Here is an 18931-nt window from a genome sequence, read left to right on the forward strand (position 1 = left end):
CCGCCCCTGCATTAGACTTGAGCCAACCGCTGACGGCCCCACGGCGGGCATTGCTCAGGGCGTTTTTGGCAAATACCGAGGGGACCCACGTGCAGATTGATTTCGCTTCATCCAGGCAGTCGACCCTGGGGGTGGAATGGGAGCTCGCGCTCGTCAACGCACGCACCGGCGAATTGGTCTCGGTCGCCAATGAGGTCCTCCGGGGCGTGGCATCGCGGCATCCGGACTTGAACGAAGACGACGAACATCCGCACATCAAGCGGGAATTGCTCCTGAACACCGTGGAACTCGTCACAGGCGTGTGCAACACCGTCAAGGAAGCCAAGGAAGACCTGGCCCGCTCGCTTCAGGCCGTCAGGGAAGTCACCGACCCCATGGGTGTGGAGCTTTTCTGCGCCGGAAGCCATCCCTTCAGCCCGCCGCAGCTTCAGCCGGTCTCGGACAAAGAACGCTACGCCAAGCTGATCGACCGCACCCAATGGTGGGGACGGCAAATGGTCATCTACGGAGTCCACGTCCACGTCGGCCTGGACCGCAGGGACAAGGCGCTCCCTATCCTCGATGGACTGGTCAACTACTTTCCCCATTTCCAGGCGTTGTCCGCCTCGAGCCCGTTCTGGGGCGGCGAAGACACCGGTTATGCGTCACAACGCGCGCTCATGTTCCAGCAACTGCCCACGGCAGGGCTGCCTTTCCAGTTCCCCAGCTGGGCCGAATACGAGTCCTATGTCCAGGACATGTTCACTACCGGGGTGATCGACACCCTGTCCGAAATCCGCTGGGATATCCGGCCCGTGCCGAATCTGGGCACGATCGAAATGCGCATTTGCGACGGCCTGGCCACCCTTGAGGAAGTCGGCGCTGTTGCGGCCCTGACCCAATGCCTCGTGGACGAGTTCTCAACGATCCTGGACAACGGCGGCAGCATTCCGACCATGCCGCCATGGCACATCCAGGAAAACAAGTGGCGCGCCGCCCGTTACGGCATGGACGCGATCATCATCCTCGATGCCGAAGGCAACGAGCAGCTTGTCACTGAGCATCTGAAGGAAACGCTGCTGCGCCTGGCGCCTGTCGCGGAGAAGCTCGGGTGCTCGGCGGAACTGGCCGACGTCGAAAAGATCATCGCCCGCGGAGCAGGCTACCAGCGCCAGCGCCGCGTCGCCGCCCAGCACGACGGCGATCTTCACGCGGTCGTGCAGGATCTTGTGCAGCAAATGCGGTCCGTTCCGACCGCATAGCGTCCGGCCGGGTTCCTCCGCCTACACAGAAACCGTGGTCACCGGCAGGGAGGAATCCGGAGCGAACGCGACGCCGCTGGGACCGATTCCCGCCATGATGAGCTGCGAGCCCAAGGCAGCGACCATGGCACCGTTGTCGGTGCACAGTGACAGCGGCGGCACGTGCAAGGTGATGCCCGCCGCGTCGCAGCGTTGACCCGTGAGCTCACGGAGCCGGGAATTGGCTGCAACTCCGCCGCCCAGCAGAAGATCGGTGATGCCGTTCTCCTTGCAGGCCAGCACAGCCTTGGACGTGATGACGTCCACTACGGCTTCCTGGAATGCGGCGGCGATATCGGCAACGGGAACGTCCTCCCCGCGGGCTTCGAATTGTTCAACGCAGCGCGCGACGGCGGTCTTGAGCCCACTGAAGGACCAATCGTAGCGATGCGGTCCCGGCTCCTCCGCGGTTCCCATGTACTTCGGTTGCGTCAAGCCGCGCGGAAAGCGGATGGCCTTGGCGTTGCCTTGCTTGGCGAGTCTGTCGATGGCCGGTCCGCCCGGGTAGCCAAGGCCCAGGAGCCTCGCCACTTTGTCGTAGGCCTCCCCTGCGGCGTCGTCGATCGTGGAGCCGAGCATCTCGACGTCGTCGGTGATGCTGCGGATGCGCAGGATTTCCGTATGCCCTCCCGAAACCAGCAACGCACCGAGATTTTCCGGCAGCCGACAGCCCGAACCGAGCCCTCCAGTGCCGCCGGCGGCGCCGTCAAGGAGCCCGACGCCGACATGCGCCACCAAGTGGTTGATCGCGTAGAGCGGCTTGCCCGTGGCAACAGAGAGGGCCTTGGCCGCACAGACACCCACCATGAGCGCCCCTGCCAAGCCAGGTCCGGAGGTCACGGCGATGGCGTCGATGTCTTCCAGCGTCACACCGGCCTCGTGCAGGGCCTCCTGCAGCGTGGGCACGAAGGCGTCCAAGTGAGCACGGGAAGCGATCTCCGGAATGACGCCGCCAAAACGGACATGCTCATCCATCGAAGAGGACACGGTGTTGGTCAGCAGGGTGGTGCCCCGGACAATCCCGACGCCGGTCTCGTCGCAGGAGGACTCGATCCCGAGCACGAGCGGCTGGACGGTGGCGGGTTGGTTCGCGTGGCCGGGTTGGTTCATGCCGGTGTTCCTTCAGTCAATGTCAGCCTCATGATGAGGGCGTCCGTGCCGTCGCGGTAGTACCGCCGACGGACATGGATCTGCTCGAAGCCGAACCGCACGTAGAGTGCCTGCGCCCGTGGATTGTCCTCGCGGACCTCCAGGAGCACTTCCACCGCGCCGCGCCGCCGGGCCTCTTCGATCAGTTCCGTGAGGATGGCGGAGCCGATTCCCCTGCCTTCGAATTCGGGCACGACGGCGATCGTCTGCACGTCCGCGATCGGTTCGATGCACATGAGCCCGGCGTAGGCCACAATCTGCCCGTCAGCTTCGGCCACCACATAGCGGCGGGTATCAACCTGGGCAAGTTCATCGAAGAACATCTGCATCGGCCACGCGTCCACCGGGAAAAGCCGACGTTCGAGTACCTCGACGGCGGTGACGTCGTCGGCGGTCATGTCGCGCAAGGTCACGCCGTCGAGCTTGAACTGGTACGAGGGGTTCACAGGGCACGCTTCCTAGGGCCAGGCACTTGCGCGTCGGATTCCCGCAAATACAACGGAGTGGAATCCGGCAGTTCCGCGCCGGCCGCAAGGAGGGCCATGGCGAACTGGCCCAACGAGGCCGCGTCGGGCTGGGTGGTGCTGAATTCCTCGTTCGCGTCGACGACGTCCGCGTAAATGCCGCCGCCGGCACCGAAGACCGGGAGATCGGGCAGCTCCGAGGCGAACCCGACGTGCGGACCGTCCACGAGTTGCGGTAGCTGGCCATCATTGAGCGTGTAGCGCGCCCAGTAGACCTCCTTGCGACGGGCATCCGTGGCCACCAGGAACTCGGCCTGCGCCTCGGTTGATTCGGCCACTTCCAATGCGACCGCGTCCAGGCTCATGAGACCGAAAAGGGGTTTGTTCCAGGCAAACGCCAAAGTGCGGGCAGTAGCGATCCCCGAACGGAGGCCCGTGAACGGCCCGGGGCCAACACCTGTGACGATGAGGTCGATGTCCGCGCCGCTCACTCCGGCGTCGGCCAGAAGCTTCTCAATCCCGGGCGCCAGAACTTCGGCATGGCTGCGGGTGTCCTCCGTGGCGAAGGACTCCACGACACCCTCGATGGCGTCGTCCGAGATGAGTGCCGCACTCGCCACGGCCGAAGTATCAATGGCCAGGATCAGCATCAGGCGCTCTCCTCCAGTATTTCGGGCACGGCGCTCCAGCGAGGGCCAAAGCCGCGGAAAACGATGGTGCGGGGTTCGTCGTCGTCCTCCGGGTCGAAATCCAACACGGCATCCTGGCCAGCTTCCGGCCGGGTTGCCGCCGCGCCGCCCACCGTCCGGTGCATCTCGATGTCCAGGCGGCTATCCGAAAGGTGTTCCACGCGCTCGCGCCCCCACTCGACCACTGTCACGGAGTTGTCCATGGTGTTTTCGAGGTCGATGTCGTCGATTTCGGCAGCTGATGCCAGCCGGTACGCATCAACGTGGACCAGGTCAGGGCCGCCGGGGCGCGGCCCGTCCGGCAGGTTGGGGTGGATCCGCACCAGGACAAACGTGGGTGAGATGACACCGGCACGGACGCCCAGTCCTTCGCCGAGTCCCTGGGTGAAAGTAGTCTTGCCGGCGCCGAGTTCGCCTGTCAGGACCAGCAAGTCACCCGGCTCAAGGACCCCTGCGAGCGCCGAGCCCAAAGCGTGCGTCTGCTCCGCCGTCGCGACTTTGACGGTCCGTTCCCACAACGCCTCTTTCAACGGGATTTTGTCAATCGGGGCCCCGCTCACCGGGCATCCGCCCCCGGGGTCTCGTTGATGTAGATGCGCGGGACGCGCGGGCTGATGCGGGTGACAATCTCATAGTTGTTGGTCCCCGCGGCGGCGGCCCAGTCTTCCGCCGTCGGGCCGCCGTCGGCGCCGTCACCAAACATGACGGCTTCGGCACCGAGCCAGCCGGCTTCGTCCGTCACAGCGTTCCCAAGGTCGATGACCATCTGGTCCATGGCGATCCGGCCCACAACGGGGTAGTTGACCCCGTTGACCCGCACCGGCCCGCCGGTGGCGACGCGCGGCACGCCGTCGGCATAACCCAGCGGGATCAGGCCCAAGGCGCTCTCGCTCGACGTCCGGTAGTTGAGCCCGTAGGACACCCCCTGTCCTTCGGGCACCCGCTTGCAGTTGGAAACGAGGGTGCGGACCGTCATGGCGGGACGGAGGCCAAGTTCCGCGGAGATTTGTCCTTCGAAGGGGGACAGTCCGTAAAGCCCGAGCCCCACGCGGACGAGGTCGAAATGGGCATCCGGGCGGGAAAGCGTGGCGGGCGTATTGGCCAGATGCCGGACTTCGGTGTCCACCCCGGCGTCCTCGGCCACGGCAATTGCTTCCCGGAAAGCCGCCAACTGCTCATCGGTCTCGGGACGGTGCGGTTCATCGGCCACGGCCAAGTGCGAGAAGATGCCCACGACGCGCAGGAGGCCCTCGTCCTGGTACTCCATAGCCTGGCCCACCAGTTTGTCCCATTGGGCGATCGTGGAGCCGTTGCGGCCCAGGCCGGTGTCCACCTTGAGATGGATGCGGGCGGGTCGTTCCTGTTCGCGTGCCGCGGCGACCACCGCGTCCAGTTCCCAGCCGGATATCCCAACGTCGACGCCGGCGGCGACTGCCGCCTGGAAGTTGCTTTGGGTGGTGTGCAGCCAAGCCAGCATGGGAGCATCAATTCCAGCCGCGCGCAGGGTCAAGGCCTCCGAAATATGGGCAACACCAAGCCATCGGGCGCCGGCTTCAAGTGCCGCGCGGGCTACCTGCACCGCGCCGTGCCCATATGCGTCGGCCTTGACCACGGCCATGACGTTTGCGGGTGAGGCGATAGCCACGAATTGGCGAACGTTGTGCCGGATGGCGTCCAAGTCGATGACGGCTGATCGTTCGAGGACCGTTGCCGAACCCGATGTCGTCGAGGGCTCGAAACTGGCAGCTGCTTCGTAAGTCACCCTCACGATTCTAGTGCCGCGACGGCGATCGGGTTGACTCGCGGTGAGCGGGCTGACTCGCGTGAGCGGCTTGTCCGGCGGGGTGAGCGTGGCTCAGGCGTCCGAGTTGTGGGCGATCGTCGCTGTTGCACGACGTTGGGCCCCGGGCGGGACATCCGCCACAATGTCCTCGAGGAAAGCGAACCGTTTGAGCCACTGGCTGGACTGCCGCTCCCTCCGGGCGTTCGCTCGCTGCCACCAATCGGCGATGTCTCCCCAACCAGGTGCAGCCAGCGAGCCACCCACTTCCTGTACCGCCAGCGAGGCGCAAAGATTGGCAAAACGGAGCCGGTCACCCAATGGCCATCGGGCCAGGCAGCCCACAACAAACGCCGCACCGAAGCAGTCCCCCGCTCCCGTGGGGTCGTACGCCGTCACGGGAAGCGATGGCACCCACTCCTCCTCGCCGGTTTCGGAATCCACGGCCATGGCTCCCTGCGCTCCCAGCGTCACTACAGCCACCGGGACGCGGTCGGCCAGCGTGTAGAGCGCAGACCAGGGGTTGTCCTTGCCGGTGAAGGCCATCGCCTCCCGCTGGTTCGGCATGAAGGCGTGGAAATTGCTGAGCTGGTCCAGCCGCTTCGAGGACCACACTCCGGTCGGATCCCATCCGGCGTCGCCGAAGAGTTTGACGCCCGCCTTCCTCGCCGCCAGCATCCAGGGCTCCGGCTCCTCGCCGAGATCCGCGACGGCTGCGAGCGCTTTGGGCGGATCGCCAATCAGTTCGGACGCGCTCATGGGCGAGGGATGCCCATGAGTGACCATGGAACGATCCTGATCGACGCACAAGGAGACTGTGACAGGAGAATGCCAGCCCTCGAACCGCCTGGACAGGGAGAGGTCCACGTGCTCCTGGCTTTCCAGGATCCGCCAGTTGAAGTCCCCGTACCCGTCGTCGCCGAACGCCGCAGCGAGGCTGGTCCTCAACCCAAGCCGGGCAGCCGCGATGGCTTGGTTGGCCACGCCGCCGGGGCAGCTCCCCATGCCTTGGCTCCACACTTCGGTACCCGGTTCCGGGCTGCGGTCCAGGCCGGTAAAGATAATGTCCTGGAACACGGTGCCTGTCAGAAGGAGATCGCAGCCTGAATCGGGTCCGTCCGCCTGCACATCCCCCCGGATAGCGGCAAGGGGGTCGAATCGCGTCCTGGGCGTTGCGTCCATGCACGGCAGACTACGCCGCGGCCACGATTGTGCATAGCTCTCAGAGTTCCTGGTACATCACGTGCAGCCCCACGTAGCCAAGGGTCGGATGCTGGAAGGCCTCGGGGATGGTCGCCAAGATACGGAAGCCCATGGACTGCCACAAGCCCACCGCGCGGACGTTGCTTTCGACGACGGCGTTGAACTGCATCGCCCTGAACCCGGCATCCCGGGCAGCAACCAAGGAATAGGCACAAAGTGCTCGAGCGATTCCCTGCCCGCCGTGATCGGCATGGACCATGTAGCCGGCGTTGGCCACATGGCTTCCGCCGCCGCCCTGGTTGGCGTGCAGTTCCCCGGTACCCAGCACTTCGCCGTCGCGCACTGCCACAAAGGTCAGGCCGGGGGCTTCCTTGAACCATTTGCGCCGGGCAGCCTCTTCGGAAGTGTCGCGGTCCCAGGTAAAGGTCTCCCCTGCCCGGATCACCGGTTCCAGGACCGCCCAGATTCCGGGCCAGTCGCTTGCCCGGGCGGGCCGGATCTCGTAGCTAGCGGCTGCCGACGTTCCTGCTTCGCTGGTTGAATGGCTCACCTCCGTTACGGTACCAGCCCGCCCTGCACTGATGGCCTTGTTGGGCCGGCTGCAGTGCGAGGGAGGTCAGGAGTAGTGTTTTCGCTGGGACGCAGAGGATTTTCGCTTTGCGGGGCTCGTGGAATTGCGTTGGATACAGGAGGTAGCGGTGTCGTTGATCCGTCGCGTAGCCTTCCTGTCACTCCACACTTCGCCCATGGAGCAGCCGGGTTCGGGGGATGCCGGCGGCATGAATGTCTACGTCCGCGCACTGGCCATGGCACTGGCGGATCTTGGCGTGGAGGTAGAGATCTTCACGCGTTCGACGTCGGCCGGGCAGCCCGCCGTCGAACATCCCGGTCCCGGTGTCTGTGTCCATAACGTCCTGGCGGGCCCGCCCCGGAAACTGCCCAAGGAGGAACTTCCCGAGCTCCTCCACACCATGGTTGCCGAAATCGAGAGGATCCGGCAACGGCAACCGCACGGCCGTTACGACGCCATCCATTCGCACTATTGGGTGTCCGGCGTTGCCGGCCTTGAACTCTCCGCATTGTGGAACGTGCCGTTGATCCACACGATGCACACCATGGCGAAGGTCAAAAACCTCGTGCTCGAATCCGGCGAGCGGCCCGAACCGCGCCTACGCGAAGACGGCGAACAGAGGATCGTGGATGGAGCCACTCGACTCGTGGCCAACACTCCCGCCGAGGCCCAAGAGCTCGTATCGCACTACAACGCCGATTTCGACCGCATAGACATCGCTCCGCCCGGAGTTGACCTCACCGTGTTCACCCCGGCGTTCCGCGCCCGGTCCCGCGCCGAGCTTGGCGTGCGGCCCGGTAGTTTCCACCTGCTCTTCGCCGGACGCATCCAGCGGCTCAAAGGCCCGCAGGTATTCATCCAAGCCGTTGGCATCCTCCGCAAGAGGCGGCCCGACATCGACCTCGAACTGACCATCCTGGGCGCCCTGAGCGGCGCCAAGGACTTCAATCTGCAGTCCTTCATCACGGCCGCTGGGCTCGACGACGTCGTAACGCACCGTGCGCCGGTCAAGGCGCCGAAGCTGGCGGGCTGGTTCCGTTCAGCCGACGTCGTTGTGATGCCATCCTTCAGCGAATCGTTCGGGCTCGTTGCCCTTGAGGCGCAGGCCTGCGGCACTCCGGTGGTGGCCACCAATGTTGGCGGCCTGTCCCGCGCCGTTGCCGACGGACGGACCGGTATTTTGGTTGACGGCCACAATCCCTCCCGCTGGGCCGATGTCATCGAAGCCCTGTACGACGATCCCCGGACCCGCGAAGACATGGGCCGTGCCGCCGCCGTGCACGCCGAGGCCTTCGGCTGGCAGAGGACGGCGGCGTTCGCGCTCGAGAGCTACCACGCAGCCATCGGTGCTGTCCTCGTCCGCCCAAGCTAGACCCTCGCTCACCTATGAGCCCAATCCCGACGACGCCCGCTCACCTATGGGCCCCCTCCCGACGACGCCCGCTCACCTATGGGCCCCCTCCCCCAAACCCTCGCTCACGTATGAAGGCGTGGCTGGTAGATTGTCGCGAACAGTGTTCCCGCGGAGTTGAGGACAAGGATGTCTGAAAAGAACTTGAGCGACCTTGAAATTGCCCAGAATGCAGCGATACGTCCCATCGAGGAGATCGCGGAGCATGCCGGGATCAACGTCGATGCATTGGAACTGTACGGCCGGTTCAAGGCGAAAATCGATCTCGCCAAGCTCCGTCTCCCGGACGTCAAACGCGCGGGCAAGATAGTCCTCGTCTCGGCCATGTCCCCGACGCCGGCGGGTGAGGGAAAGTCCACAACCACGGTAGGACTTGCCGATTCCTTGGCACGGGCCGGCCACCGCGTGATGGTCGCGTTGCGCGAGCCGTCCCTCGGACCGATCCTGGGCATGAAGGGAGGAGCGACCGGTGGCGGCTATTCCCAGGTTCTCCCCATGGACGAGATCAACCTGCACTTCACCGGCGACTTCCACGCGATCACTTCAGCCAACAACGCCCTCATGGCCCTTGTGGACAACCACATCTTCCAAGGCAACGAGCTCAACATTGATCCGCGCCGCATGACGTTCAAACGGGTCCTCGATATGAACGACCGCTCGTTGCGCGAGGTCATCATCGGCCTCGGTGGGCCCGCTCAGGGAGTGCCGCGACAGGACGGGTTCGACATAACCGTGGCCTCGGAAATCATGGCCGTCTTCTGCCTCGCGAGGGACCTGGATGATCTCCGCGAGCGCCTCGGCCGCATCACTTTCGGCTACACCTATGACCGGCGGCCGGTTACGGTGGCTGATCTCGGTGTCCAGGGTGCACTGACCATGCTGCTGAAGGATGCCATCAAACCGAATCTCGTGCAGACCATCGCGGGAACCCCGGCCCTCGTGCATGGCGGCCCGTTCGCCAATATCGCGCACGGATGTAACTCGCTCATCGCCACGCGAACGGCCCAACGGCTGGCGGACATCGTGGTCACGGAAGCGGGATTCGGCGCCGACCTCGGAGCCGAAAAGTACATGGACATCAAGTCGCGCATCGCGGACGTGGCGCCGTCCGCGGTCGTCGTGGTCGCGACCATCAGGGCGCTGAAGATGCAGGGCGGCATCCCGAAGGAGCTTCTCAAGGAGCCGAACGTTGAGGCGCTCGCTGCGGGCGTCGAGAACTTGAAACGGCACGTGCACAACGTCGAAAAGTTTGGCGTCACACCGGTTGTTGCAGTCAATAGATTCGCGTCGGACACAACAGAAGAGCTCGAATGGCTGCTGGCTTGGTGCGCCCGGGAGGGAGTCCAGGCGGCGGTCGCGGATGTCTGGGGCCGCGGTGGAGGGGGCGACGGCGGTGATGAGCTCGCGGCGAAGGTCGCCGCGGCGGTGGCGGCAGCAGCGCCGTCGGACTTCCGACACTTGTATCCTCTGAGCCTGTCTGTGGAGGACAAGATCCGCACGATCGCGCAGGAAATCTACGGCGCCGACGGCGTGGAATTCTCCGTCCCCGCGCTCAGGCGCCTCGCGGACATCCGGAGAAACGGCTGGAGCGGAATGCCGGTTTGCATGGCCAAGACGCAGTACTCATTCACCGACGACGCCTCCCAGTTGGGTGCCCCCAAGGGATTCACGGTGCACGTGCGCGAGCTGATTCCCAAGACCGGTGCGGGCTTCATTGTCGCATTGACCGGTGCAGTCATGACCATGCCCGGACTGCCCAAGGAGCCCGCTGCGATGCGAATGGACGTCGATGAGCACGGAAATCCGGTGGGCCTCTTCTGACGCACGCTCACGTATTGCCATATTTACGAAACCCTCGCTCACCTATGTGCCACTTTCGCAGAACGCTCGCTCACGTATACAGCACTTTCGGGAAACGCGCGCTCACATACAGCTCCCGAGCACGACAAGACCTACGGCCGAATCCCTAGCCTGTGGATAACTTCTGCAGGCACCCGCCCATTTGCGCAACAATGCGGGTATGCGAAACGAGATTGCCCTTCCCATTGAACTGCTTTCAGGACCGTTCACCCTTGCCGAGGCCCATGCCCAGGGTGTGCCGCGCAGCCGCCTGCTTCGCGCCGACGTCGAACGCGTCAGCCGTAGCCTCTACCGTCCGGTCGGCTGGGACTTCGATCTTGAGTCCGCCGCCCGTGCGCTGTCGGCCGCTACTCCCGGGGCTTGGATCTCCCATGTGACGGCTGCGCGCCTTCGCTGCTCCTGCCTTCCGCCGTGGCTTGCCGATTCGACGGAGCTGCACCTCAGCAAGCCGCGATCGTTGCCTGGAGCCCGCCGCAAAGGCGTGATCGCGCATAGGGTGATCGCGGCCGTGAACGAGGTCGAATCCGTTGATGGAATACGGATCAGCACACGCCCCCGCACTTGGCTGGACATGGCCCGGGTGCTTCCTTTGAACGACCTCGTCTGCATGGGCGACGAGCTGATTCGCGTACCCCGCCAGGCGCTGGAAGGGCGGGACACCCCGTTCACGACCCTTGAAGAACTGCGCGCCCTCGTGGAACGGCATCCAAATTTACAAGGCGTCGTGCGTGCCCGGCAGGCGCTCGAACTGATGCGCGTGGGCGCGGATTCCGCGCCTGAGTCCCTGCTTCGCTTGGCCATGCTGGACGCTGGAATCCCCGAACCGGAACTTCAACTCAAGCTGCGAAGTGACGATCCGTTCTCGCCGTCGGCGGATTTGGGGTTCCGCCAAAGGCGGGTCGCCATTCAGTACGACGGCGGCCATCACCTCGAGGAGGCCCAGACACTCAGTGATCGACGCCGGAACAAGGCCTTCGAAGCAGCCGGATGGACGGTCCTCGTCTTCCGCAAGGAAGATTTGGCAGATGGTTTCGAGCAGGCAACCAAAAAGATCAAGAAGGCACTGCGATCAGCGTGGGTCGATCCCGCCGTCGCATCCGGCTTTGCAAGCGCCGTGTAGCGAGCGAGCATTAAACGACGGACGCCCGCTCACTTGTAAGTGAGCGAGCGTCCAGCCAAAACCCCACACAAGTGAGCGAGCGTCCGGGCAGTCCAGCCGATCCGGCCAGGCCGGGCAGGCCGGCAGCGGGAGTTAGCGCTCTACGTCGCCGCGGATGAAGGCCTCGACCTTTTCGCGGGCGAGGTCGTCGTTGAACTGCTCCGGCGGGGACTTCATGAAGTAGCTGGAAGCAGAGAGCAGCGGGCCGCCGATGCCGCGGTCCAGGCCGATCTTCGCGGCGCGGATGGCGTCGATGATCACGCCGGCGGAGTTCGGGGAGTCCCAGACCTCAAGCTTGTACTCGAGCGACACCGGGGCGTCGCCGAAGTTGCGGCCTTCGAGGCGGACGAACGCCCATTTGCGGTCATCGAGCCAGGCGACGTAGTCGGAGGGGCCGATGTGCACGTCGTCGGCGTGGAGCTTGGCTTCGACGTTGGAGGTTACGGCCTGGGTCTTGGAGATCTTCTTGGATTCCAGGCGGTCGCGCTCCAGCATGTTCTTGAAGTCCATGTTGCCGCCGACGTTCAGCTGGTACGTGCGGTCCAGCGTGACGCCGCGGTCTTCGAAGAGCTTGGCCATGACGCGGTGCGTGATGGTGGCACCGATCTGGCTCTTGATGTCATCGCCGACGATCGGCACGCCAGCCGCGGTGAACTTGTCGGCCCATTCCTTCGTGCCTGCAATGAAGACCGGCAGGGCGTTGACGAAGGCAACACCGGCGTCGATGGCGCACTGCGCGTAGAAGTGCGCGGCTTCCTCCGAACCGACCGGCAGGTAGCAGACCATGACGTCGGCCTTGGCCTCGCGCAGTGCGGCGACGATGTCCACTGCGTCTTCCGGGGCCTCGACGATGGTCTCGCGGTAGTACTTGCCCAGTCCGTCCAGGGTGTGGCCGCGCTGCACGGTCACGCCGGTGGAGGGGACATCGGCGATCTTGATGGTGTTGTTCTCGCTGGCGCCGATGGCGTCAGCGAGGTCGAGGCCGACCTTCTTGCTGTCGACGTCGAAGGCAGCGACGAACTGGACGTCATTGACGTGGTACTTGCCGAACTCAACATGCATCAGACCCGGAATCGTGGCCTGGGGGTCGGCATCGCGATAGTAGTGGACACCTTGGACCAGCGAAGCGGCGCAGTTACCTACGCCGACAATGGCGACACGAATCGGATGTGAAGACACGGAACTCCTTCGAGAACTAACCTCAGGTACCTAGCGCGTCCGTACCTGGATGTACGACGGCGTCTTAAAGGCACAGCGCCATTCGGCGCTCTTTGCATTGTAGCCAACCCGAACGGGGCCGGCTTTGTTCCCAGCCGGCCCCGCAAGTGTATTAAGTTTCGGAATCTACTTCTGCGCCCACAGATTGATGTCCGATTCGACGGCGAACTCGTCGATGGCAGTCAGTTCCTCTGACGTGAAGTCGAGGTTGTTGATCGCGGACACGGTGTCCTCCAGCTGCGCGACACTTGACGCGCCCACCAAGGCCGATGTCACAGGCGAACCCTTGGGCTGCTCGCGCAGGATCCAGGCGATAGCCATCTGGGCGAGGGTCTGGCCGCGTCCTTCGGCAATGGCGTTCAAACCACGCACCCGGCTCAGCTTTTCCTCAGTCAGCGCTGATTGGGACAAGAACCGTTCCTTGGCGGCGCGCGAGTCCGCGGGGACGCCGTTCAGGTACCGGTTGGTGAGCATCCCCTGTGCCAGCGGGGAGGAGGCGATGGATCCTGCGCCAACCTGGTCAAGCGTTTCGTAGAGGTTCGGCGAACCGTTCTCGGTCCAGCGGTTCAGCATGGAATAGCTGGGCTGGTGGATGAGAAGCGGCGTGCCCATCTCCTTGAGAATCCGGGCGGCCTCGAGGGTCTGCTCGGGCGTGTAGGACGAGATTCCTGCATAGAGCCCCTTGCCGGAACGGACTGCGTGGTCCAGCGCACCCATGGTCTCTTCCAGCGGAGTTTCGGGATCGGGACGGTGGCTGTAGAAGATGTCCACGTAGTCCAGTCCCATCCGCTGAAGCGACTGGTCCAGGCTGGAGAGCAGGTACTTGCGGGAGCCCCATTCTCCATAGGGGCCGGGCCACATGTAGTAACCGGCCTTGGTCGAAATGACGAGCTCGTCGCGGTACGGCTTGAAGTCATCCTTCAGGTGGCGGCCGAAGTTCGTCTCAGCCGATCCGTCCGGCGGGCCATAGTTGTTGGCAAGGTCGAAGTGGTTGACTCCCAGATCAAAGGCCCGCCGCAGGATGGCGCGCTGCTCTTCGAAGGGCTTGTCGTCGCCGAAGTTGTGCCATAGTCCCAACGAGATCGCGGGAAGTTTGAGGCCGCTGCGTCCGACGCGGCGGTAGGGCATGGTTTCATAGCGGTTTTCCGCAGCCGAATAAGTCATACCTACCATCCTGCCACCGCCTCCCAGCCTCGAAGGCCGGTGTCCGTCATGTGGGCGCAGTCACTTAAGGCGCGCGGTCACTTCAGGCGCACGACGGCGGCACTCTCCCCCGGGAGCGTCAGCTTTCCGTTCCCGACGGCGGCCGCGGAGTCCGTGGCGAGCAAGACTTCGCCATCCATGTCCTTCGTCAGGGTCCGGTCCCCGAAGTTGCAGGCAACCCTCACCGCGCCCCTGCTAAGAACCAGCCACTTGCCCTCTTCGCTGAAGTCGACATGGGTGTCTGTGAAACCGCCGCCCGCAAGCTCCGGCGTCGAGCGCCTGAGGTTCGCCAACGCCCGGTAAAGGTCAAGCAACCGGGCGTGATCGCCGTCGTGCGCCTCCTCCCACTTGAGCTTGGAGCGTTCAAACGTCTCCGGGTCCTGGGGGTTGGGCACCAATGCGGGGTCCCAGCCCATCCGTTCGAATTCCTTGAGCCGGCCTTTTGCTGTGGCCTCGGCCAGCCATTCCTCGGGATGCGATGTGAAAAACTGCCAGGGTGTGGACGCGCCGAACTCTTCGCCCATGAAGAGCATCGGGGTGAACGGCGAGGTCATGGTCAGTACGGCCGCCAGCGCCAGCCTGCCGTAAGACAGGCTCGAACTCAGGCGGTCCCCGGCGGCGCGGTTGCCGATTTGATCGTGGTTTTGGTTGCAGACCACCAAAGCGGCAGGATGGACCAGCCCCGGGCGAATGGGGCGGCCATGATGCCTGCCGCGGAAGCTTGAGTAGCTCCCGTCGTGGAAGAAACCGTGTTCGAGTACCTTTGCCAGCGCACCTAGGGAATCGAAATCCGCATAGTAGCCGGCGGTTTCCCCGGTGAGGTTCACGTGCACGGCGTGGTGGAAATCGTCGCTCCACTGCCCTTCCAGGCCGTAGCCATTGGTGTCCCTGCGGTAGATGAGGCGCGGATTATTCAGGTCCGATTCCGCGATCAAGGTCTTGGGGATGCCTGTTTCGGCTTCGATGCCGTCCGCGAGGCTAGCCAGGTCTTCCAGGATATGCACGGCCCGCTCATCGCGGAGTGCGTGTACGGCGTCGAGGCGCAGCCCGTCCACGTGGAAGTCACTCAACCACATGGCCGCGTTGTCCAGGATGTACTGACGGACGTCGTCGGAGCCGGGGCCGTCCAGATTCACGGAGTCGCCCCATGTGTTGCCTTCGCCGGACTTCAGGTAGGGACCGAATTTCGGCAGGTAGTTCCCGCTGGGCCCCAGATGGTTGTAGACCACATCCTGGATCACACCTAGTCCGGCAGCGTGCGCGGCGTCCACAAATCGCTGATACGCCTCCGGTCCCCCGTAGGCCTCGTGGACGGCGAACCACAGCACGCCGTCGTACCCCCAGTTGTGGGGACCGTTGAAGGCATTGACCGGCAGGAGCTCCACGAAGTCGATTCCCAATTCGACGAGGTAGTACAGTTTCTCCACGGCCGCGTCGAGCGTGCCCTCCGGAGTGAAGGTGCCAAGGTGAAGCTCATAGATGACCGCGCCGCCGAGCCCGCGCCCCGCCCAATCCGAGTCGTTCCACGCATAGGACGAGGCGTCGAAGGTGCGGGAAAGAGCATGGACCCCGCCCGGTTGCCGTTGCGACCTCGGATCCGGGAAGGGACCCTCACCGTTCACAAGATAGCCGTAGTCGGTCCCGGCCCGCCAAGGTACGTCCGCCGTCCACCAGCCCGCCGCGCCGTCGTCGTGCGACCGCATTTCGTGGTGCTGCCCTTCGGCGAGCAGAGTCACGGACTCTGCAAACGGAGCCCACACATCGAACTGTTTCTTCGCGCTGGTCTTCTCAGCCATCGCTCCCCCTCAATCGTCTCGTCCGGGCCTTCGTTTGCCCGCCGTTGTTGGTGCTCTGGCTAGCTAATGGGTACGAGCAAGGCCACTGGGTATCTCTGCAGAAGCCTTGCGACGTCAACCTCGCCGGGAGGGTAGCTGTTGCCTGTGAGCTCGTCCTGGACCGCACTCCCAAGACGAATAAAGGTGTCCATCCACCCGCCGTTCCGTTCAAGCTTCCGCGGGAGCCTCGTGGCCAAAGTGATCGCACCGCCGCCGGCGACAAGGACGCCACGGTCGAAGGCGATGAGGTGTTCGGCCGCGGGACCCTGGGCGTCGATGGGACTGTATCCAGCGAAAAGCTCCGGCCGGTCCCGGCGCAGGCGCAATGCACGGGAAGTCAGCAGCAGCTTGGCCAACTCGTCCCGCGCCTCAGTCTGGGCACCGGCGTCGAGGGCTGCGAGAGCGGCCCTGCGCCGTTCGAAGTCGACGGCGCGCCGGTTGTCGGGATCAGTGAGTGAACGGTCCCAGAACTCTGTGCCCTGGTAGACGTCCGGTACGCCCGGCATGGTCAGTTGGACAATTTTTGCCGACAGTGAGTTGGACGTCCCATACGGGTCGACCAGGGCAACGAACTCTTCCAGGGCGGCCGTCACCTCCGGCACGTCGAAGACGGCGTCGACGGCGGAGGCGAGCTTCGCTTCGAAGGCCTCGTTCGGCTCGGTCCAGTTGGTCGAGTTGCCGGCTTCTCGTGCCGCTTTGACGACGTAACCCTGGAGGCGTTCACGGCTGGCCGGCCAGGCACCCGCGATGGCTTGCCATACGAGGACAGCGAGTGGCCCGTCGGGAATCGGTGCCAGGTCCTGCATGCGGTCCACGAACGCTTCCCATTCGGGGACCGCCTCGGAGATAACGGAGATCCTCGCCCGGGTGTCTTCGCTGCGCTTGGTGTCGTGCGTGGTGAGGGTGGTCATGGACAGCGGCAGCAATGCCTGGCGGCGTGCCATGCGCTCGTGGAATCCAGCCGTGGACAAGGAGAATTCGGTGGGATCTGCTCCCACTTCGGTCAGCGTGCCAAGGCGCGTGTAGCGGAAGAACGCGGTGTCTTCCACGCCCTTGGCCATGACCATGCCGGAGGTCTGCTGGAAGCGCCGGCCTAGTTCACTGCCGGCGTCGAGCAGCAGCGGAAGCAGCGCCTTGAGGATCTGTGCTAGCTCCGGCCTGGTCCGGGCTGCCCGTTCGACGGCCTCTATCAAGGCGTCTTTGCCATACGGCAGATAACTCCGGTAGACGTGAAACGAAGCGATGGTTTCAGCGAGGGCGTCGGCCACCTCTGGATTGGGTAGCTCCGGAGACTCGGGGACGAGCCGCGCGAGCCGCAGGACTTCCGAATGCAGGATGCCGTCCGTGATGCGCCGCTTGGTGCCGTGGATCATGGCCTGGTAGTCGGCGGCAGAGCCGGTGCCCCGGAGCCTGGCATCCAAGGCGTCAAGCTGCGCCTCGGCGTCGGGATCCACGAAAAGGCGGTCGACGTCGGCGAGGGCGTCGTAGCCTGTGGTCCCCTCGCAATCGAAGTTCTCCGGAAGTGCCTCCCCCGGCTCCAGGATCTTCTCGACAAGCAGATAGGAGCCACCTGTGGTTTCCTTCAGGCGTTCCAAGTACCCGGCCGGGTCCGCGAGCCCATCGGGGTGATCGATCCTCAGTCCGTCAACGAGCCCGTCACGGAACCATCGGGCGATCTCCGCGTGGGCTTCCTGGAAGACCCAGGGAATTTCGACTCGGATCCCGGCGAGCGTGCTGACCGCGAAGAACCGGCGGTAATTCAGCTCGTTGTCGGCCCGGCGCCAGCCGACCAGCTCGTAGTGCTGGCGCGCATGGACGTCCTTGGCGTTGTCACCGCTGGTGTAGCTTCCTTCGGCCAACGGGAAGCGGTGGTCGAAGTAGCGCAATTCGCCGCCGACCACTTCCAGCTTGTCGACGTCGGCGTCGCTGCCGAGGACCGGAAGCCGGAGCTTTCCGCCGCCAAAGTCCCAGTCGACGTCGAACGCTTCCGCATAGCGGGAGGCCTTGCCCTCTTTGAGCAGGGACCACCACCAGGCATTTTGCGGGGGCGACGCGACGCCCATGTGATTCGGGACGATATCCACCAGGACCCCGAGGCCGGCCTCCCGTGCCGCCTTGGAGAGCGCGGCGAGCCCTTCGGCCCCGCCGCGCGAAGCATCAACGGTGGAGGGGTCGGTGACGTCGTAACCGTGCTCCGAGCCCTCCTCCGCCGTCAGGATGGGCGACAGGTACACCCAGTCCACCCCGAGCTCGCGCAGATAACCCGTGAGGGCAGCCGCGTCCTGGAGCGTGAACGAGGGCCTGATCTGGAGCCTGTATGTGGAGAGGGGTGTCCTCATGATCCTCCGTCCTTGCGGGTGCGCGGCTTTCTGGGCTTCTTCGGCGCAGCGGCAGGTTTGGTTTCGGGGGCAGCCTTCGTCTCCGGGGAATGGTGCTTTTTCGGTTCAGGCTCGGTTTCCGGCACAACCTGGCGCTTCCGGGTGGAGGGTGGCGGCGTGGCTGGCGCAGTCAGGGAAGCCGTTTCGGCGGTGGTTGTCTGCGACAACGCGGCGAGGGATGCGGCCACCGAGTGATCCGGTTCCGTGTCCGGGAGGCTGTGTGCCCGCAATACGACTAGCGACTTGGCCTCGACACCGAGGACTGCTTCCGCCGGGACGAGTTCGGTGTCGGCCCCGCCGCCCGCGGTGTCGATGATGATGTCCCAGGCGGGTGCGTATTCGTCCGAGGGCACCTTGAAACCGACTTCCTCGTCGTGGGCGTTGAAGTAGAGCAGGAAGTTGACGTCCGTGATGCGCCGGCCCTGGTTGTCCCGGCCGCGTATCCCGTCGCCGTTGAGGAACACGCCCACGGAGCGTCCGAAAGCGCTGTCCCAGTCCGACGGCGTCATGGTGCTTCCATCGACGTCAAGCCATACGATGTCCGGAAGCCTCTCGCCTTCGCCGCGCAGCACCGGGCGGCCGTCGAAGAAGCGGCTGCGGCGGAAGGTGGGGTGCTTGGCGCGCAGAGCGCTGACTGCGGCCGTGAACTCGACGAGGGGCTGGTCCACGCTGTCCCAGTTGATCCACGTCAGCTCGGAGTCCTGGCAGTAGCCGTTGTTGTTGCCCCGCTG

Annotated in this window: 15 protein-coding genes and 1 pseudogene; 4 read left to right on the plus strand and 12 right to left on the minus strand. The window is 64.6% G+C overall.

Going from position 1 to position 18931, the window contains the following annotated elements; translation table 11 throughout:
• Window positions 1-89 precede the first annotated feature (89 nt).
• Window positions 90-1241: a glutamate--cysteine ligase gene (locus tag AB0323_RS15905; protein WP_364534931.1), complete on the plus strand. Its 1152-nt coding sequence runs from the start codon at window positions 90-92 to the stop codon at window positions 1239-1241.
• Window positions 1242-1262: 21 nt separating this feature from the next.
• On the opposite strand, the gene tsaD is transcribed toward AB0323_RS15905, so the two are convergent.
• The 7 genes from tsaD to AB0323_RS15940 form a co-directional block, all read right to left on the minus strand.
• Window positions 1263-2390, minus strand: a complete 1128-nt coding sequence (tsaD, locus tag AB0323_RS15910) for a tRNA (adenosine(37)-N6)-threonylcarbamoyltransferase complex transferase subunit TsaD (RefSeq protein ID WP_366178179.1) — start codon at window positions 2388-2390, stop codon at window positions 1263-1265.
• Window positions 2387-2875 (minus strand): ribosomal protein S18-alanine N-acetyltransferase, encoded by a 489-nt coding sequence (gene rimI / locus AB0323_RS15915; RefSeq protein ID WP_366178180.1) that lies wholly within the window; start codon window positions 2873-2875, stop codon window positions 2387-2389. Before rimI ends, tsaD begins: the two co-directional genes overlap by 4 nt.
• On the minus strand, window positions 2872-3543 hold the full coding sequence (gene tsaB, locus AB0323_RS15920; protein WP_366178181.1) for a tRNA (adenosine(37)-N6)-threonylcarbamoyltransferase complex dimerization subunit type 1 TsaB: 672 nt from the start codon (window positions 3541-3543) through the stop codon (window positions 2872-2874). Before tsaB ends, rimI begins: the two co-directional genes overlap by 4 nt.
• Window positions 3543-4112, minus strand: a complete 570-nt coding sequence (tsaE, locus tag AB0323_RS15925; RefSeq protein ID WP_366178193.1) for a tRNA (adenosine(37)-N6)-threonylcarbamoyltransferase complex ATPase subunit type 1 TsaE — start codon at window positions 4110-4112, stop codon at window positions 3543-3545. Before tsaE ends, tsaB begins: the two co-directional genes overlap by 1 nt.
• Before the next feature lie 26 nt (window positions 4113-4138).
• A complete protein-coding gene (gene alr, locus AB0323_RS15930; RefSeq protein ID WP_366178182.1) occupies window positions 4139-5344 on the minus strand; it encodes an alanine racemase in 1206 nt (401 codons plus the stop codon).
• A gap of 93 nt (window positions 5345-5437) precedes the next feature.
• Complete coding sequence (locus AB0323_RS15935) at window positions 5438-6544, minus strand: carbohydrate kinase family protein (RefSeq protein WP_366178183.1); 1107 nt, start codon at window positions 6542-6544, stop codon at window positions 5438-5440.
• A 40-nt stretch (window positions 6545-6584) separates the two neighbouring features.
• Window positions 6585-7115 (minus strand): GNAT family N-acetyltransferase, encoded by a 531-nt coding sequence (locus AB0323_RS15940; RefSeq protein WP_366178184.1) that lies wholly within the window; start codon window positions 7113-7115, stop codon window positions 6585-6587.
• 148 nt (window positions 7116-7263) lie between these two features.
• On the opposite strand from AB0323_RS15940, the gene mshA reads away from it, so the two are divergent.
• From mshA to AB0323_RS15955, 3 genes are all read left to right on the plus strand, one after another.
• Entirely contained in the window at window positions 7264-8508 is a 1245-nt protein-coding gene (gene mshA, locus AB0323_RS15945) for a D-inositol-3-phosphate glycosyltransferase (RefSeq protein ID WP_366178185.1), read from the plus strand.
• 168 nt (window positions 8509-8676) lie between these two features.
• A complete protein-coding gene (locus AB0323_RS15950) occupies window positions 8677-10368 on the plus strand; it encodes a formate--tetrahydrofolate ligase (protein WP_366178186.1) in 1692 nt (563 codons plus the stop codon).
• 199 nt (window positions 10369-10567) lie between these two features.
• Window positions 10568-11527, plus strand: coding sequence for a DUF559 domain-containing protein (locus AB0323_RS15955; protein ID WP_366178187.1), 960 nt, complete (start codon window positions 10568-10570; stop codon window positions 11525-11527).
• A 132-nt stretch (window positions 11528-11659) separates the two neighbouring features.
• Here AB0323_RS15955 and AB0323_RS15960 read toward each other — a convergent pair whose 3' ends face one another.
• The 5 genes and pseudogenes from AB0323_RS15960 to AB0323_RS15980 form a co-directional block, all read right to left on the minus strand.
• A complete protein-coding gene (locus AB0323_RS15960) occupies window positions 11660-12745 on the minus strand; it encodes an inositol-3-phosphate synthase (protein ID WP_364534961.1) in 1086 nt (361 codons plus the stop codon).
• 165 nt (window positions 12746-12910) lie between these two features.
• The gene (gene mgrA / locus AB0323_RS15965; protein ID WP_366178188.1) at window positions 12911-13948 is read right to left on the minus strand and encodes an L-glyceraldehyde 3-phosphate reductase; all 1038 of its coding nucleotides are present in this window, start codon (window positions 13946-13948) and stop codon (window positions 12911-12913) included.
• Window positions 13949-14025: 77 nt separating this feature from the next.
• Window positions 14026-15783 carry a malto-oligosyltrehalose trehalohydrolase gene (treZ, locus tag AB0323_RS15970; RefSeq protein ID WP_366178189.1) on the minus strand — a complete coding sequence of 586 codons (1758 nt, stop codon included), beginning with the start codon at window positions 15781-15783 and terminating at the stop codon, window positions 14026-14028.
• A 59-nt stretch (window positions 15784-15842) separates the two neighbouring features.
• The gene (gene treY, locus AB0323_RS15975) at window positions 15843-18161 is read right to left on the minus strand and encodes a malto-oligosyltrehalose synthase (protein WP_366178190.1); all 2319 of its coding nucleotides are present in this window, start codon (window positions 18159-18161) and stop codon (window positions 15843-15845) included.
• Window positions 18158-18931 (minus strand): annotated as a pseudogene (locus AB0323_RS15980) (glycogen debranching enzyme); the annotation flags it as partial. The gene treY and the pseudogene AB0323_RS15980, both read right to left, overlap by 4 nt.

This window comes from Arthrobacter sp. NPDC080031 (assembly GCF_040702485.1).
Lineage (GTDB): Bacteria > Actinomycetota > Actinomycetes > Actinomycetales > Micrococcaceae > Arthrobacter.